Source organism: Streptomyces sp. NPDC046931 (genome assembly GCF_040644655.1).
Classification (GTDB): Bacteria; Actinomycetota; Actinomycetes; order Streptomycetales; family Streptomycetaceae; genus Streptomyces.
In genome coordinates, this window is record NZ_JBEYWX010000014.1 from 64117 (window position 1) to 79983 (window position 15867).

Here is a 15867-nt window from a genome sequence, read left to right on the forward strand (position 1 = left end):
ATGCATGAGCGAATGACGGAACGAACGACCGGGTGAGGAACCGGAAGAACTAGGCGAGAAACGTCTTGAGTTCATGGACCAGCTTGCGTATGTGGCCGGAGATCACCGGCGTGCCGAGGTCCTTGAAGCGCTCCCGGAACCATGGGTTGACGCTGCCGCGGCCGGAGCTGGTCACCGAGCCGACGGGGATGAACTTGACCCCGGAGCGGTGCAGGGCGGACATACTCTCGAACAGCTGCTCGGTGCGCCATTCGTAGAAGTCGGAGATCCAGACGACCACGGTGTTCCGGGGTTCGGCGACCTTCGGCTGGGTCAGCGCCATGGCGACCGTGCCGTCGGTGCCGCCGCCCAGGTTGGTGCGCAGCAGGGTCTCGAAGGGGTCGTGCACCCACGGCGTGAGGTCGAGCGCCTGTGTGTCGTAGGCGATGAGGTGGACGTCCACCTTGGGCAGCCCGGCGAAGATCGACGCCAGGATCGTGCAGTTGACCATCGAGTCGACCATCGAGCCCGACTGGTCCACGACCACGATCAGCCGCTGGGGAGTCGTCTTGCGGGCGGTGTGACGGTAGTAGAGGCGGTCGACGTAGAGCCGCTCCTCCTCCGGGCTCCAGTTGGTGAGGTTCTTCCAGATCGTGCGGTCGAGGTCCAGGTTGCGGAAGACACGCTTGGGCGGCACAGAACGGTCCAGGGCGCCGACCGTGGCCTTCTCCACCTGCGTGCGCAGCACCTCGGCGACCTCGTCCACGAAACGGCGGATCAGAGCCTTGGCGTTGGCCAGGGCGACACCGGAGAGGTTGTTCTTGTCGCGCAGCAGCTGCTCGATCAGCGACATGCTCGGTGTCAGCCGGGAGGCGAGCTGCGGGTCCGCGAGAACCTCGCGCAGGTGCATCCTCTTGACGAGGTCCGCCTCGATGGAACCGAGTTCCGGGCCGATCACCGGGATCAGCCGGCTGAGATCGGGCGTCGTACCGCGGCCGCCGGAGCCGGTCGGGCTGACGCCCGGGCCCGCGGCGCCGGCCCCCGTGCCGCGGCCGCCACGCAGATCGCCCGGCTTGCAGCCGAGTGCGCGCTCCAGCCAGCCCGCGTCGGACTGCCAGCGGGACAGCTGCGCGGCGGTGACCGTGCCGGAGCCGGAGGCGAAGACGTTGAGCAGCACCTTCGACACCAGTGCCGCACGCCGGACCTCGGCCGCATGGTCACGTGCGCCGTCCTCCTCGGGCTCCGGCACCATGAGGCCGTCGAACTCCCCGGCCAGTTCCGGATGGCGCTGCACGATCGAGTCGACGGACGTCGCCGGGTCCAGCAGCGCGGGCGGCAGGCCGATGTCCTCGACGACGGCGAGGCTCGCCGATTCGAGCGTCGCCTGCTCCTCGTGGTCGAAGAGGCGGGCGAGAAGCCGCCAGTACAGGACCTGGCGACGGCTGTCGTGGGCTGCCGACCCGTCGTCCGCCGTAGCCGTGCGCCCGGTCGTCCGGCCGGTGGCCGGCCCGGTCACTTGCCCGGTCGTCCGACCTGCGGCTTGTTCGGTCGTGTGCTCGGTCGATTGCTCGCTCATTTCCGCAGCAGCCTCCCAGCGCGCTCCCGCAGCGCGGCGACGGCATCGGTGGCGGCCTTCTCGGCCTTGACTCCGGCCTTGTCGGCCGTGCCGCCGGCCCACGCTCCGGCGTGCACCGCCACCGCCTTCTTGCGCACGGCCGTCTCGACGGCGAGCGGCTGCACGCTGAACGCACCGGCGTCCCAGCGCAGCAGGCCGATGCAGGCCTTCGACGCCGCCACGGCCTCGGCCCCGAGGGGGCCCGCACCAGGCGCCCGGTCGGCGTCGACGGCGAGCCGGTGACCGGCGACCGTGAACGTCAGCGTGTCGTCGTCCTGCTGAACGGCGTATCCCTCCAGCAGTACGGGTACGGCGATACGGGCCGGGTGCCGGTCCAGTGGCGCGGCCGGCGCGGCCGTCGCCACGGTCAGGGCGACGCGGGCGGTGGCGAAGGCGTCCGCGGGCTCCCCCGGACGTGCGTGCTCCTCACTCCAGATCAAATCGCCTTCGGCGGTGATCGGCATGTCCACCAGATCCATGGATCGGCCCTCACCGGCCGCGGCCAGCAGCGACATGTGCGGTCGCATCAGCTGCCAGACACCGGCTCCGAGAACCGTGTCCGGCTTCGGCACCGAGATACTGGCCCGCACCAGCCGTGGTGTGGTGCCGTCGGCGGGTTCCAGGACCGCGTGGACCTGCGCCTGGGCGGCGGTCGCGTGTTCCTGCACGTCGACGCCGAGGGGCAGCAGGCGCCCGGTGACCGTACCGGCCGTGGGCGTGCCGGCGGAGTGCGGGAGCGTCAGGAGCATCGCCCGTGACCACAGGTCGCCCCAGCGGCGTACCGGGATCCGTTCGAGTGACGCGCCGGGGCACGAGGCGGCGAGTTCGGCGGCGAAGCCGTCGAGAAGGGTCCCCAGGCGGCGCAGGGCGGGGTCCGGGAGCATCGCGGAGACGACCTGTGCCGCCCCGGAGACCGTCTCGTGGTCGATGCCCTGCCATCCGGCGCGCGCCAGATCGCAGAGCCAGGCGCGGGCGGCGGCCGGCAGGTTCGCCGCCGGTTGCGCACCGGGCTCCGGGGCCGCATCCGCCTCGCCGTGCCCCCGGCCGGTCGTCTCCGCCACACGCGCCATGAGGGCGTCGTGCACGGCGCCCAGCAGCGCGGTGCGGGCGGCGGCGAGGGCGACGAAGTCGTCCTCGCCCGCGGCTGCGGCGGCTGCCTTCCGGGCGGCCTCGGCGACCCTGGAGGCCAGCGGTGTCCCCGCGACGGCGTCGGCGAGTTCACCGAGGGCCGCGGCCTGGTCGGGCCGCGGGCGGAGCAGTCCGCCGACGAGAGTCCGGTCGAAGGCGTCGACGGCCGTCAGGGCATCGTCCAGTCCGGCAATGGGCTCGGCGAGCGGGCCGGTGCGCTCCGCCCCACTCGAAACGGGCTCGCGCGGGGGTATCGCCGCCACCACCGCCCTCGTCGGGGCAAACCACTGCATCTCGGGCAACGGCGCCGTGGTCGGGGCAAGTTCCAGATAGGCCAGATGGCGCAGGAACCGGCTGAAGACGGCGGCGGCGGCCTTGGTGTCCGCCCGCGGGGGCCGGGTGCCGGTCATGGCCGAGACGACGGTCTCCGCGCTCGGACCGGCGTCCGCGACGTCCACGCGCAGATAACGGGAGACGCGCTCGGCGCCGTACTGCAACACGGCCTCGTTGACCAGAGCCCGGATGTGGTTGCAGAACGAGCCCCGTGCGCCGCCGCAGGGACGGTTGTTGTTGGTACTGCATGCGAACGCGTAGGTCCCGGCCGCGACCGACGAGACGTACACCCGCTCGATGTCCGAGCCGCTGGACACCACTCCCTGCAGACGTCCGTCGGCCAGCTCGACGAACGGCACCTTGGCCAGCTTGCGCGGCCGCGCGGGTGGTGTCACGCGTGCCGTGCTCGACTTCTCCCAATGCGACAACGCACCATCTCCTTTGCGCCCAGGGGACTTCCACGCCGGATCGGCGGGACACGGCTGAACATAGTGGCGACCACTGACATCGCCCTCCGGCAGCGCGCACCGCCCCGCCCGGCCATCGGCAACCCCGGGCGACGAACGAATCCCCGAGCGAGCCTCGTCGGGCAGGCGGCCGCACGGCTCCCCGGCACCCGGACGGGCTAGCCGGGTGGCTTGTCGTCAGATGTCCCGCCGGGCGGCTGTCACCGCAAGGAGCCACCGTCGGCCGCACCCGGGATGGACCAGGCCACCGCGCGATCTTCGGCCCGTTCGCACACGCTGATCCCGGGGCCGGCCCACGCCGGACATCCGCTCCGCAGGCAGGTCCGCCCCTCCCGCCGTCCCACGACCCCACACAAGGGAGCATGCGCAATGGCAGTGACGACGGACGCGCTCATTCCGGTGCTACAGGACGCCCGGAAGACCCACGCCGCCCTCATCCACATGCTGCGAGCGGATTTGGCTGTCACCCCGGCACATCCGCACCGCCACACACTCGAACACCTTCTCGCCGACGTACGGGCGCACATCGACCGCATCGACGACCATGTCCGCGCGCTACGGCCCCGCCGGCTGCTGAGCGACGCCACCGCCCTCGTCCGGACGCTCGCGTCGGGCGCCGTCCGCGCCGCGCGCATCCCTCTGGAGGCCGCCGCGGTGATCGCGGACGGTGTCCTGCTCGGCGGGCGTCCGGCCACCGACCGCCAGATGCTGAGGATCACGGAGTGCGAGTACGCCGCCGCCGCCCAGGCGCTGGCGGCCTGCCGGGCCGGTGAGAGCGTCGCGGCGCTCGCCGATGAGGAGAGCGCCATGGACCTGCTCGGATCCCTGCGCCAGCGGGACGAGGAACTGCTGCGCACACTGGAGAACCGCCTCGAACAGCTCGCCCTGGCCCTGGCGGAGGCGACGGTCCGTGGCGGCCGGTCGACCCGGACCTACGGCACACCCACGGCGACTCCGGCCCGCCTGTCCGGACTGCAAAGCCATCCGTCCTGGTCCGGTCACCGTCCGCCCACGGACACCCGGGCCGGCTCCGCCGCACCGGCAACGGGATTCCAGGAAGCCGCACCCGTCGCGGGAAGGAGTCAGTAACGATCGGCGCACGGCGGCATGGGGACCACCGGCCGACCGAGTGGGAAGCCTCCCCGGCGGCCGCCTGATCCGGGCGCCTTACTCGCCGGCGAGGCCAAGGGTCATCTGCTCGCCCGCGCCCGGTAGGGCACCGCACACCACGAGGCCGAAGCCCCCTCGGCCCGTCTGTCGTGGCTGACCACCCGGCAGGCCGAGGATCTCGCCCGGCGCCATGCCGGACAGCCCCTGGCCCTCGCCGGCCAGGCGCTGCGCAGCACGGCCGGGTCGGTCACTCCATCCTGCGGGGAACGAGGCGCCACAGGGCCGCCGCGGCGGCGACGAGGGTGATGACGATCCACCACAGGCGGTAGGCGGTGCTGAGCAGCGACGGGCCGCCCGCGGCTCCCACGGAGGCGGCGATATAGGTCCGCTTTCCGTGCATCATCGGTCATCCCTCGCCCTTCGTGAGGTGGTGCCACTGACGTCCCTTGTTGCGTAGTGAGTCGGCGGCCGCACGCAGGTAGACCCACGGCTGGACGCCGTCATAGGCGAACTCGAAGACGAGCGGTGCCGCCAGTGCCATGGCGATGAACCCCTGGCGGCGCACCGTACACACCCGCTCGGCGACGAAGACGGCGAGCGGGATCCAGAGCCGGCCGCGGGGGGCGGTGTACAGCCCGAGGTACACGAAGAGCATGCTCGTGAACAGCATCAGTGAGACGGCCACGATCCCGAAGTACATCGCGCACTGTTTGACGATGTACGGCAGCGTGATGCGGGTCAGTCCGTAAGTCCGCAGGTTTTCCAGCGCGCCGCGCTGCCATCGCAGCCGTTGCCTGACGAAGTCGCCCCAGGTGGGCATGAAGCTCGGTGATGACCCGGCACTGGCGGGGAGAGAGAGTGGCCCATCCGAGGTGTTCGACGGCCAGGGTGATCTCGTTGTCCTCGGTCAGTGCATCGGCGTCGTAGACACAGCCCTTCCGGCCCGGCAGCCGTGTGCCGTGGGCCCCGGCCACCGTTCGCAGTACCTCGACACGGAAGACGGTCGCGGGTGCCGGTGAGCACGGTGGCCCGTCCTCCACGGCGTGCGACCTCGCGAGCGTAGCGTGCGTATTCGTTGCGTTGCAGAGCGCCGAGCAGTCCCGAGCCGCCCCGCCCGTAGAACACCCCGCCGACCGCGCCCACTTCCGGGCGGGCGTGCAGACAGCGGAGTGCGACCTCGGTGAACTCCGGGCAGATCGTGGAATCCGCGTCCGTGATCAGGAGAAGGTCGGTATCCTCCGGGCCGCCCAGAAGCCCCGGGAGCACGTGGTTGAGCACGCCTGCCTTCAGACGGTCGTCGTACGCGGTCTCGATGACGTGGCAACCGCTCGCACGCGCGATGTCCGCCGCGCGGTCGGTACACCGGTCGACAATTACGATAATCCGACTGACCGGCGTTTGCTGGGCTTTGATGGAAGCAATGGCCGAAGCGAGTCGGCCTTCCTCGTTATGTGCCGGAACAGCGGCGACAAGGACCGGGGGGTGGCGGCGTCCGAACTGGCGTCTGAGCGCGGTCTTTTCACTCGTCTTTCCCGGATGATCGACCGTGGAAAGCCCCACGGGATTTTCGGTCTGGGCCTTTACGGCCACTCAGCAGCGCCGTTACGGTAACCGAGGAAACCCGAACGCTTTCAAACAGAAATGCGCTCTTCGGGCCCGTGTCCCTCCATTCGGTCGCACTCACGTGCCGGTCCTCTGCGGCCGGAGTGGCGTCTTTCGCCTCTTCCGGAGCGCCTCCCTTTGCGGGACAGCAGCGAACGGAGTCATCGTGGCCAGTAGCTACTGGATCAACGTCCTGGACTACGGAGCGACCGGCAACGGAAGCACCGACGACACCACCGCCGTCCAAAGCGCCATCAACGCCGTACCGTCCTCGGGCGGCACGGTGGCCACCGGCTTCGTCTACGGCGCCGACTCCGCCTTCTACGAGGGCGACGTATCCGCCGGGACCGCCCCGACACAGGCCCAGCACCTCACCCGCAAGGACTACGCCGACTCCAAGGTCAGCCCGGCCCCGGTGACGCTGACCGACGCTGCGACCATCGCCACCAACGCCGCGCTCGGAAACCTCTTCCGTGTCACCCTCGGCGGCAACCGCACCCTCGGCACCCCCACCAACCCCACCGACGGGCAGCGCGCCGTCCGGGAACCCATCCAGGACGGCACGGGCAGCCGCACCCTCACCCTCAGCTCCGCCTTCGGCCTGGGCTCGACCATCTCCTCGGTCACGCTGACGACCACGGCGAACAAACGGGACTTCGTCACCGCCGTCTACAACGCGTCCAAGAGCAAGTGGTACGTCATCGACTTCGTCAAAGGTCACTGAGTTGCACCAGAAGGTGGATGTGCTCCGTTCCGCCCCCGTCGCCGTCGGCAGGTGCCCGGTCCTCGGGCACCTGCCGAGGCTCGCGGCGAGCCGCTCCCGGTTCTTCGCTTCCCTGCGCGATCAGGGCGAGGTCGTCCAGGTCTTCCTCGGCGGCTGGCCGGCATTCGTGCTCACTTCACCGGAAGCCGTCCATGAAGGCCTCACCGAGAAGAGCAGAAATCTCGGGAAAGGACTCCTCTTCCAAACGGCGCGACCTTTCATGGGCAACGGCATCGCCCTGTCCGAAGGAGCGTTCCACCGACGCCAGCGCCGCATCCTCCAGCCGGGCTTCCATCGCGACCGGATGCCCGCCTACGCGGCCACCATGGCCGCACTGGCCGAGGCGACGGCCGAGGGCTGGCGCCCGGGATCCGTCGTCCGACTCGACGAGGAGATGCGCAGCCTGGCCGCGAAGGTCATCATCCACGCCCTGTTCTCGTCGTCGCACGACATTCCCCCCGACCTCGCCGAGATGGGCGAGCGGGTCCCCTCGTATCTGCATGTGCTCACCAAGGGGATGTTTCTGCACACGCTGCTCCCCGCCCCGGTCGCCTCCCTTCCCACGCGTGGCCGGCGGCGCTTCTTCGCCGCCGCCGCCACCCTGCGCGGGCTCGCCGAGCGTGCCGTCCATCACGCCCGGCTCCACGCCGGCGAAGGTGATCTGCTGTCCCTCATGGTGGGACACGCCGACGGCGCCACCCCGGCCATGACCGACGAGCAGGCACGTGACGAACTGCTGACCCTCCTGATCGCTGGAGCGGAAACCACCGCCACCACCCTGTCCTGGGCACTGCACGTCCTCAGCACCGACCCCCGGGCCCAGGACCGGATCGGTGCGGAGGCCCACGCCGTGGGCATCGCCACCGAGCCCTGTGCCGCGACCCCGTACACGGACCGGTTCCTGACCGAGGTCCTGCGCCTGTACCAGCCCAACTGGCTCATGATGCGGCGCACCACACGGCCGACGACCATCCGCTCGGTACCGCTGCCCGAAGGGACCGAGCTCATCCTCAGCGCGGCCGCACTGCACCGCGACCCGGCCGCTTTTCCCGATCCCCTGCGATTCGACCCCGACCGCTGGCTGCACCGGACGGAGCGTGACCTGCCGCGCGGCGCCTACATCCCCTTCGGGGCCGGGAACCGCAAATGCATCGGCGACACCTTCGCCTGGCACGAGATGCGGATCACGCTGGCGGCCATCATGGCGCGATGGCGGCTCCACCCGGTCCCCCGGCATCGTGTCCGCGCCGTCGAGCATGTGCAGATCCGCCCCAACGCGCTGCCCCTGCTTGTCACGCGCCGAAGCGACCGGTGACGGCCGACCGCCCCGGACGCCGGACGTGCACGGGTCCCGGAACACACTGAGGACCCCGCCTCCGGCATACCGGAAGCGGGGTCCTGTCGAGCGCCGGGCAGGCCTTGCACCTGCATCTCCCCGCAGGAAGCGGGGCGTCTTTCCTTGGACCACCAACGCATCGCACCAGCGCCGTGGTTCAGCGCCGTGCACAAGATCAGTTTAGCGGACCCCTACGGCATCGTGCACGCCGCGGTGCCGGCCCTTCCCGTACCGCCGGGGTGATCTGCGGGACCAGGGGGTTTCGGCCGAGAGTGGTTCGGGAACCGGGGGACGCATGACGGGTTCCCCGGGCCCGCCCCCGGACGAGCGGCCCCAGCACCGCAGACGGCACACCCGCTGGCACAACTCGGCCGCCGGACGGTTCTGGCAGCACGGCAGCGAGATGGAACTGCTGCACCGGTCCATGGGCTTCGCCGCTCTGGCCCTGGTCACCCTCGCGCCGCTGCTGATCGTCGTCGCGGCCGCGGCGCCCTTCCAGCAGCGCGGCTTCGCTTCCTGGGTCACCGACGGCATGAGCCTCACGGGGCGCCCCGCGCACGCCGTCGACCACCTGTTCGGCGCACCGCGCACGGTGCTCAGCGCCACCAGCGCCTTCAGCGTCTTCGCCCTCGCTCTGTTCGGACTCACCTTCGCCTCGAGTGTCCAGACGGGCTACGAGAGGGTGTGGGATCTGCCCGCGGGCCGCTGGCACACCGTGTGGCGCCGCGCCGTATGGCTCACGGCTCTGACGGCCTATCTGTTCGCCGAGGTGCAGAGTGGCGCGATCCTGCGGAGCGGGATCCTCCAGTCCAGCGTCCGCATCTTCCTGACCGTCGTGTTCGGCGTGCTGTTCTTCTGGTGGGGCCAGCACTTCCTGCTGGGCAGCCGGGTGACCTGGCGGGCGCTGCTGCCCGGGGCCGCGGCCACCATGCTGGGCCTCGTCGGCCTGCGCTGGTTCTCCTACCAGGTGTTCTCCCCGCTGATCGTGAACAACGCCGTCACCTACGGTGCCGTGGGCACCGTTCTCGTCGTCCAGTCCTGGCTCATCGGAGTCGGCTTCGTCGTCTTCGGAGGCGCCCTGCTGGGCCGCCACCTCCACGAGGCTCACTCCGGGAAACGGTACTCGAGCCGATGAGGGGCGGGCGGCGCGACCGGACGGGGCCGGGACCGCCGACGTGGTCCACGCCGGCGGCACAGGGGCGCGTCAGCCGTGCAGGGCCTTGCGCAGGGCGTCCGCGGCCTGGGCGACCGCGGACTTGGCGGCCTCGCTGTCGGCAAGCCCGTTGAGCATCACAAAGTCGTGGATCATGTGTTCGTAGTGGACATGGGTGACGGGAACGCCCGCCAAGCGCAGCTTGACGGCGTAGTCACGCCCCTCGTCGGAGAGCACATCGCTGTCGGTGATCACCAGCGCCTTCGGCAGGCCGCTGAGCTCGGAGGCGGTGGCGCGCAGCGGAGAGGCGGTGGGCTGGGTGCGCACGGCGGCCTCGGGGGCGTACTCGTTCCAGAACCACTTCATGCCAGCGGCGGTGAGCCAGCAGCCCGTGGCGAAGCGCTGGTAGGACGGGGTGGTGAACGAGGCGTCGGTGACCGGGTAGAACAGCACCTGTTGGGCCAACTTGGGGCCGCCGCGCTGCTTGGCCATCAGGGTGACGGCGGCGGTCATGTTGCCGCCGACGCTGTCACCGGCCACGGCGAGCCGCGACCCGTCGACGCCGATCTCGTTCCCGTGCTGGGCGACCCACTGGGTGGCGGCGTACGCCTGCTCGTTGGCGACCGAGTACTTTGCCTCCGGCGACCGGGTGTATTCGACGAACACCACCGCGACGTTGGCGGCGTTGGCGATCTGCCGTACGAGCCGATCGTGCGTCGAGGCGTCGCCGAGCACCCAGCCGCCGCCGTGGAAGTACATCACCGCGGGCAGCGTGCCGGACGCGCCCGGCGGCCGGACGACGCGGATCGAGACCGAGCCGGTGGGTCCGACGGGGATGGTGCGCGTCATGGTGTCGGCCGGGAGCTTGGCCACCGGGTAGGCGGCCTGAAGGTCCAGAAGCGTCTTGCGGGCAGCCTCGGGCGAGAGGTCCTGGATCGGCGGGCCGCCGGCCGCGGCGAGCTTGTCGAGGAACTCCTGGGCGGTCGGCTCCAGGCTCTGCCGGGGGTCGCCGCAGGTCGCCTTGGAGGCGGCGGCGGCCGGGGTGGCCAGGGCCGGGACGGCGACGGCGAGGGCTGCGGTCGTGGCCAGCGCCGTCAGGCCGGACAGGGGCTTGCGCAGGCGGCGAGAGCGTCGGGTGGCGCTCATGGGCTCCTCCTTCCGAGGGGTTCTTCCGCAGCGAGCCTTCAGTGGTCGCCGCCGCCCGGCCCGCCGAACCGGGCCGAAGGAGTGGCGCCGTAGGCCCGCTCGGGTGGGCTGCGCACGCGAGACGTTTGCGGGCCGCTGCCACCCGTGTCCGAGCGGTGGGCCGTTCGGGTCGCCGCGGGGGTCAGGCCCTGACGGAGGTCTCCACCCCGGAATCGGTCGCGTCCCGGTCGAGTGCCCGCCGTAGTTCGCCCAGTTGCCGGTCGGGGAGGTCGCCGCCCTGGGCGAACGTCACCAGACCCTCGGCAAAGTCGTCGAGGTCGGTGCCGGAGCGCTGCGCCACGTCCCGCAGGACCCGCCACGCGGCTTCCGGAGCGATCCGGCCCAGCGCGGCGAGGACTCCGACGGCCTGATGCTGGGTGGCGTCCGCGCCGAGGGCGCGCTGAAGCCGCTCGTTCTCCGTACGGAGCCGCCGGACGTCCCGGGCGAGGTCTGTCACGGACGGCCGTTCCAGGGGGTGACGCCCGGAGGGGGCGGAGAACGCCATGGACACACCTTCCGGGCGGGGGGAGTCGCGAAACCGGCCGTCCACACGGAACGCCACGATCTCTTCCCGGCCCACTCTGCACTCGGCGGGCCCGTGTCGCGATACGGCAAAGGAAAAGCTCAGGCCGCGCAGGACGGGGAACGAAAGCAAGGCCCGCCGACCTCGCCGAGTGGTCACGCCACTGCCACGCGCCCGCCCTCCGACGGTGCCTCGCAAAGCCGTGCGTCATACCCGTGCGTGGGCTCCGTTCCGGCGAGCCGCCCGCCCCGAGGACATACGCCCGCGAAGAGAGGGCAGCCGGCGACCATGGACACGCTGGCCTTCGACAGTGATGATCTGGGAAAGACCGAGGCGTTCCTCAGCCAGGCGTACGCGAGGATGCGCATCGGCAGCAGCAGCGACGGCAGCCGCACTCGGCTGGCTCGTCACGCCACGGACCGAGTCAGCACCGACGAACTGGACCTGCGGTTCGACATGGACTACTCGGTCACCCCGCTCGGAAGGCTCTGCCTCTGCGTCGTACACGCCGGCACCATCGAGGAGCACACCTTCCACGGAGTCCGGGACGACTTCGGTCCCGGTGACATCGTGTGCTTCGCCCACCGGAGCTGCCCTACAGCGGACGTATCCGCCAGGCCCGCTACAACATCACCATGCTCGACCCCGGCCTGCTCACCGACGTCGCCGACCTCGCCGCGCGCTCACGTCCGGAGCCGGTACGTCTGACCGGGCACCGGCCCCACTCCCCCGCCGCCGAGCACCTGAAGAGGACCATCGCCCACCTGCGGGCCATCCTCGCGCAACCCGCCCTGGCCGCCCAGCCCCTGGTCCTCTCCACCGCCACCCAGCACCTGGCCGCCAGCGTCCTCGCCGCCTTCCCCACGAACGCGCCGAGCGAACCCACCGCCGCCGACCGCGCCGACGCCCGGCCCCCGGCCCTGGGGCGCGCCGTCGCCTACATCGACGACCACGCAGGCCAGGACATCACGGTCGCCGACATCGCGGCAGCCGCCCACGTCACCATCCGCACGCTCCAGTACGCCTTCCGGCGGCACCTGGACACCACTCCCCTCGGCTATCTGCGCCAGGTCCGCCTCGCCCACGCCCACCGGGATCTCCGCGCGGCCGACCCCTACAGCGGCGTCACGGTCACCGGGATCGCGGCCCGCTGGGGCTTCCACCACCCGGGACGCTTCTCCGCTCTCTACCGCCGGGCCTACGGCCGGACGCCGCAGACGACCCTGCGGAGGAACGCTCGCTGACCGGCACCGCCGACCGGCCGTGCTCACCGGCGCCGTGTCCGCGCCCGGTGGAGTTACGCCGGGCGTGGACACGAGGGCCACCGGGGCCCAGGGGCCGGTGTCGGCGGGGGCCCTCAGCCACCCGCGGTGAAGCGGTCCCAGACCCGGTGCGCGCCCAGGAGGCCGATGAGGTGCTGCAGAGTGGCAGTGCCGCTGTCGCCGATCACCACTCCGGGCGCGTCCGCGGGTACGCCGGCCGCCTCCAGCGCCGCCTCGCCGCCCGCCCAGGCACCGATGGCCTTGCCGTGGCGGAAGGCCTCGGACAGCAGCAGGCCGACCCGCGGATCGCTTGTCGCCCGCCTGGTGGCGGCGGGAGCGCCCTTGGCATCGCGGGCGCCGTAGGCGTCGCTGCCCACGCCGGGTGTTCCGGCCAGCAGGATGGCGTCGAACTCGACGGAGCGAGCGGTCACATAGGTGCGCTGCACCGTCAGCGCGCCGTCGGCTGCCCCGAGCTTGCCGCCGGTGGGCGCCACCACCAGCGGCACCATCCCCGCTTCCAGCACCGCGTTGCGCACGTCTCGGACCCCGTCGAGGTCGCCGTCCGAGCCGGTCACGATGCCGATGATGCGTCCGCTCGTGGGCCAGGTGTGTCCGACCTGGGACAGTGCCGGGCTGGGTTCGACCTCGGCCAGGGGCACGCTGGGCTTGGGTTCCGGCAGGCCGAGGCCGGCGGCGACCTGTGCGCACAGTTCGGGATCGATGTTGGCCAGGACCTGCAACGCCCGTTCCTTGACGGTCTGTTCGTAGCATTTGCCCAACTCGAAGGTGTAGGCGCCGATGATGTGCTCGCGTTCCACCGGGCTCATGCTGAGCCAGAACCGGCGGGGCTGGCTGAAGTGGTCCGCGAACGACTCGGGGGCCTGACGTACCTTTGTGGCTTCCGGAACAAGCACCGGCGCCTCGACGTACGCGCCGTTGTCCGCTCCGGCGGCGAACGGACAGCCGCCGTCGAGGGAGTTGGGCCGGTACGGCGCGACGCCCCGGTGCACGGCCGTCTGGTGCATGCCGTCGCGCAGCATGTCGTTCACGGGGGCGTGCGGGCGGTTGATGGGCAGCTGGGGGAAGTTGGGCCCGCCCAGGCGCGTGATCTGGGTGTCCAGATAGGAGAAGAGCCGCCCCGCGAGCAGCGGGTCGTCGGTGATGTCGATGCCTGGGACGAGGTGGCCCACGTGGAAGGCGACCTGCTCGGTCTCGGCGAAGAAGTTCGACGGATTGCGGTTCAGGGTGAGCAGCCCGATGGGCTGCACGGGGGCGAGTTCCTCCGGGACGATGTTCGTCGGGTCCAGCAGGTCGATGCCCTCGAAGGTCTGTTCAGGGGTGTCGGGGAAGGTCTGGATGGCGAGCTCCCACTGCGGGTAGGCGCCCGCCTCGATGGCGTCGGCGAGGTCCCGGCGGTGGAAGTCGGGGTCGACGCCGTTGATGATCTGCGCCTCCTCCCACACCAGGGAGTGGACGCCGAGCTTGGGCTTCCAGTGGAACTTCACCAGTGTCGTCCCGCCCTTCGCGTCCACCAGGCGGAAGGTGTGCACACCGAAGCCCTCCATCATGCGGAACGAGCGCGGGATGCCGCGGTCGGACATGTTCCAGAGCGTGTGGTGGGTGGCCTCGGTGTGCAGGGTGACGAAGTCCCAGAACGTGTCGTGCGCACTCTGCGCCTGGGGGATCTCCCGGTCCGGGTGCGGCTTGCCGGCGTGGATGACGTCCGGGAACTTGATCGCGTCCTGGATGAAGAACACCGGGATGTTGTTGCCGACGAGATCGAAGACGCCTTCGCCGGTGTAGAACTTGGTGGCGAATCCCCGGGTGTCGCGTACGGTGTCGGACGAACCGCGGGATCCCAGCACCGTGGAGAACCGGACGAACACCGGGGTCTCGACGTCTTTGGCGAGAAAGGCGGCCTTGGTCACGGAGGCCGCCGTGCCGTAGCTCTGGAAGACACCGTGCGCGGCCGCGCCACGGGCGTGCACCACCCGCTCGGGGATGCGCTCGTGGTCGAAGTGCATGACCTTCTCACGCAGATGGTGGTCCTGGATCAGCACCGGTCCACGCGGCCCGGCCTTCAGCGAGTGGTCGGTGTCGTACAGCCGGGCGCCCTGCGCGGTCGTCAGATAGCTGCCGCCCTGGGCCATCACCGCCTGGTCGGCACCCGTGGGCCGACCGGTCGGTGACATGGTGTCGGGACCGCTCTGGTCCGGCTTCGGCGAAAGCGGGTCACGGGGCTCCGTGGGCTCCTCGAACTGCGGCGATTCGGGTCCGGGCTTCCCTGGAATGCCCTCCTCCGGCCCAGCGCCGTCGCTGCCGTGCATGCTGTCCGTGAGCTTCTGCGCCGCACGCTTGACGGGGTTGGCCTCGGCCATGAACTTCCTCCTGCACATATCAAATGAGGCAAACGGGGAATTTACGAGCACATTTCCTACGTCGGACAGGGCGGCGCACCAGCGCGCTCCGAACCGAGGGGTGAGCGGGTCCGTTTCACCGTCGGCGTGCCGGGCAACTCGTAGGGCTCGAGCGATCCATGGAGCCACCCGCGGCCACGCCCCGCGGCGGGCGGTGCGCACCGGGTCGTCTTCCTTCCTGGGAGGCCGGATGAGTCGGCGGAAGAAGGGCGCACCGCGCGCCGAGGCGTTTGCTGTGGAGTTGTGCGATCTGTGCGCCGCGGCCTTCCCGGGCGGCGACGCGGTGCGGGGCTGTGTTCCGGACTCCTCCTCCGCACGGAGGGGTCACGACTGGTTCGACGGTCTTCGTCTTGTCACCGCGTGCAGCGACGCTCATTTCCAGGCCGTTCGGGAGACGTACCGGCATCGCCCCTTCGTGGCTGAGGAGCTCTGGGCGGCCAAGATCACCCGAGCGCTCACCACCGGCCCGCCGGTGCTGTCCCTGGTGCATCTCGCGTGCCGCACCGGGTTGCAGGAGTCACAGATCCGGCGGGCCGTCGCGTGGCACAACGAACGGCTGCGGGGGCAGCGGCGAGTGGATCCCTGACCCGCCTTCCACTCAGTGCCCGAGGGCCCTGGACAGCTGCTGCTTGTTCATCGAGGACCGCCCCTCGATGCCCTTGCGCTTGGCCTCTTCGTACAGTTCGTCGCGGGTGGGTCCGGACCGCGACGAACCGCCGCCCGAGGACCGGGACGATCCGCCCGGGGAGCCGCTCCTGCTCGAGGAGGACCGGGAGGACTTCGTCTCGCCCGCCTGGGCTCGTTGCTTGTTCACCGTTCGCGCCGCCATCTCCTTGGCCCGCCCGGTCGAGGCCCCGCGCTCCTGGGCGCTCTCCTTGATGTGCTCGTACTGCCGTTCCCGTTTGGAACCTGACTTCGCCGCCATAAGGGACCAACTCCTTGGGTTCGTGCGGCGCCGCGGCCATCCCGCCGCGACGCCGCTTCCTGGGTTTCC

General features: G+C 70.9%; 15 protein-coding genes and 1 pseudogene. 6 read left to right on the forward strand and 10 right to left on the reverse strand.

Going from position 1 to position 15867, the window contains the following annotated elements; all coding sequences use genetic code 11:
* Positions 1 to 49: 49 nt before the first annotated feature.
* The 3 genes and pseudogenes from ABZ876_RS23475 to ABZ876_RS23485 all read right to left on the reverse strand — a co-directional run.
* Positions 50 to 1555, reverse strand: a complete 1506-nt coding sequence (locus tag ABZ876_RS23475) for a VWA domain-containing protein (protein ID WP_361784439.1) — start codon at positions 1553 to 1555, stop codon at positions 50 to 52.
* Positions 1552 to 2976 carry a hypothetical protein gene (locus ABZ876_RS23480; RefSeq protein WP_361784814.1) on the reverse strand — a complete coding sequence of 475 codons (1425 nt, stop codon included), beginning with the start codon at positions 2974 to 2976 and terminating at the stop codon, positions 1552 to 1554. The genes ABZ876_RS23475 and ABZ876_RS23480 overlap by 4 nt, the downstream gene beginning before the upstream one ends.
* Before the next feature lie 9 nt (positions 2977 to 2985).
* Positions 2986 to 3483 (reverse strand): annotated as a pseudogene (locus ABZ876_RS23485) (hypothetical protein); the annotation flags it as partial.
* Positions 3484 to 3891: 408 nt separating this feature from the next.
* Here ABZ876_RS23485 and ABZ876_RS23490 point away from each other — a divergent pair.
* A complete protein-coding gene (locus ABZ876_RS23490) occupies positions 3892 to 4611 on the forward strand; it encodes a hypothetical protein (RefSeq protein WP_361784442.1) in 720 nt (239 codons plus the stop codon).
* Between the two features lie 268 nt (positions 4612 to 4879).
* Here ABZ876_RS23490 and ABZ876_RS23495 read toward each other — a convergent pair whose 3' ends face one another.
* Genes ABZ876_RS23495 through ABZ876_RS23505 form a run of 3 tightly spaced genes read right to left on the reverse strand, consistent with a single transcriptional unit; the run spans position 4880 to position 6222 of the window.
* Positions 4880 to 5035 (reverse strand): hypothetical protein, encoded by a 156-nt coding sequence (locus ABZ876_RS23495; RefSeq protein ID WP_361784445.1) that lies wholly within the window; start codon positions 5033 to 5035, stop codon positions 4880 to 4882.
* Positions 5036 to 5038: 3 nt separating this feature from the next.
* The gene (locus ABZ876_RS23500) at positions 5039 to 5452 is read right to left on the reverse strand and encodes a hypothetical protein (RefSeq protein ID WP_361784842.1); all 414 of its coding nucleotides are present in this window, start codon (positions 5450 to 5452) and stop codon (positions 5039 to 5041) included.
* Positions 5371 to 6222 (reverse strand): glycosyltransferase family 2 protein, encoded by an 852-nt coding sequence (locus ABZ876_RS23505; RefSeq protein WP_361784448.1) that lies wholly within the window; start codon positions 6220 to 6222, stop codon positions 5371 to 5373. The genes ABZ876_RS23500 and ABZ876_RS23505 overlap by 82 nt, the downstream gene beginning before the upstream one ends.
* 178 nt (positions 6223 to 6400) lie before the next feature.
* Between ABZ876_RS23505 and ABZ876_RS23510 the strand changes: the two genes are divergently transcribed.
* From ABZ876_RS23510 to ABZ876_RS23520, 3 genes are all read left to right on the forward strand, one after another.
* Positions 6401 to 6958 carry a glycosyl hydrolase family 28-related protein gene (locus ABZ876_RS23510; protein ID WP_361784451.1) on the forward strand — a complete coding sequence of 186 codons (558 nt, stop codon included), beginning with the start codon at positions 6401 to 6403 and terminating at the stop codon, positions 6956 to 6958.
* A 1-nt stretch (position 6959) separates the two neighbouring features.
* Positions 6960 to 8312, forward strand: a complete 1353-nt coding sequence (locus tag ABZ876_RS23515) for a cytochrome P450 (RefSeq protein ID WP_361784454.1) — start codon at positions 6960 to 6962, stop codon at positions 8310 to 8312.
* A gap of 316 nt (positions 8313 to 8628) precedes the next feature.
* Positions 8629 to 9468, forward strand: coding sequence for a ribonuclease BN (locus tag ABZ876_RS23520; protein ID WP_361784457.1), 840 nt, complete (start codon positions 8629 to 8631; stop codon positions 9466 to 9468).
* Between the two features lie 69 nt (positions 9469 to 9537).
* Here the strand turns inward: ABZ876_RS23520 and ABZ876_RS23525 are convergent, their stop codons facing one another.
* Positions 9538 to 10632, reverse strand: coding sequence for an alpha/beta hydrolase (locus ABZ876_RS23525; protein ID WP_361784460.1), 1095 nt, complete (start codon positions 10630 to 10632; stop codon positions 9538 to 9540).
* Between the two features lie 181 nt (positions 10633 to 10813).
* A complete protein-coding gene (locus ABZ876_RS23530) occupies positions 10814 to 11176 on the reverse strand; it encodes an ANTAR domain-containing protein (protein ID WP_361784462.1) in 363 nt (120 codons plus the stop codon).
* A gap of 590 nt (positions 11177 to 11766) precedes the next feature.
* On the opposite strand from ABZ876_RS23530, the gene ABZ876_RS23535 reads away from it, so the two are divergent.
* Positions 11767 to 12438, forward strand: coding sequence for a helix-turn-helix domain-containing protein (locus ABZ876_RS23535; RefSeq protein ID WP_361784465.1), 672 nt, complete (start codon positions 11767 to 11769; stop codon positions 12436 to 12438).
* Positions 12439 to 12551: 113 nt separating this feature from the next.
* Here the strand turns inward: ABZ876_RS23535 and ABZ876_RS23540 are convergent, their stop codons facing one another.
* Complete coding sequence (locus ABZ876_RS23540) at positions 12552 to 14834, reverse strand: catalase (protein ID WP_361784467.1); 2283 nt, start codon at positions 14832 to 14834, stop codon at positions 12552 to 12554.
* A gap of 229 nt (positions 14835 to 15063) precedes the next feature.
* Here ABZ876_RS23540 and ABZ876_RS23545 point away from each other — a divergent pair, with 229 nt between their 5' ends.
* A complete protein-coding gene (locus ABZ876_RS23545; RefSeq protein WP_361784470.1) occupies positions 15064 to 15459 on the forward strand; it encodes a hypothetical protein in 396 nt (131 codons plus the stop codon).
* A gap of 12 nt (positions 15460 to 15471) precedes the next feature.
* Here the strand turns inward: ABZ876_RS23545 and ABZ876_RS23550 are convergent, their stop codons facing one another.
* Positions 15472 to 15798: a plasmid stabilization protein gene (locus tag ABZ876_RS23550; protein WP_361784473.1), complete on the reverse strand. Its 327-nt coding sequence runs from the start codon at positions 15796 to 15798 to the stop codon at positions 15472 to 15474.
* Between the last annotated feature and the right edge of the window lie 69 nt (positions 15799 to 15867).

Bases quoted from the DNA above. Each gene is read 5' to 3' on its own strand.
- ABZ876_RS23475 (WP_361784439.1), bottom strand. From the start codon at position 1,555: ATGAGCGAGCAATCGACCGAGCACACGACCGAACAAGCCGCAGGTCGG.
- ABZ876_RS23490 (WP_361784442.1), top strand. From the start codon at position 3,892: ATGGCAGTGACGACGGACGCGCTCATTCCGGTGCTACAGGACGCCCGG.
- ABZ876_RS23495 (WP_361784445.1), bottom strand. From the start codon at position 5,035: ATGATGCACGGAAAGCGGACCTATATCGCCGCCTCCGTGGGAGCCGCG.
- ABZ876_RS23500 (WP_361784842.1), bottom strand. From the start codon at position 5,452: ATGCCCACCTGGGGCGACTTCGTCAGGCAACGGCTGCGATGGCAGCGC.
- ABZ876_RS23520 (WP_361784457.1), top strand. From the start codon at position 8,629: ATGACGGGTTCCCCGGGCCCGCCCCCGGACGAGCGGCCCCAGCACCGC.
- ABZ876_RS23525 (WP_361784460.1), bottom strand. From the start codon at position 10,632: ATGAGCGCCACCCGACGCTCTCGCCGCCTGCGCAAGCCCCTGTCCGGC.
- ABZ876_RS23530 (WP_361784462.1), bottom strand. From the start codon at position 11,176: ATGGCGTTCTCCGCCCCCTCCGGGCGTCACCCCCTGGAACGGCCGTCC.
- ABZ876_RS23540 (WP_361784467.1), bottom strand. From the start codon at position 14,834: ATGGCCGAGGCCAACCCCGTCAAGCGTGCGGCGCAGAAGCTCACGGAC.
- ABZ876_RS23545 (WP_361784470.1), top strand. From the start codon at position 15,064: ATGAGTCGGCGGAAGAAGGGCGCACCGCGCGCCGAGGCGTTTGCTGTG.
- ABZ876_RS23550 (WP_361784473.1), bottom strand. From the start codon at position 15,798: ATGGCGGCGAAGTCAGGTTCCAAACGGGAACGGCAGTACGAGCACATC.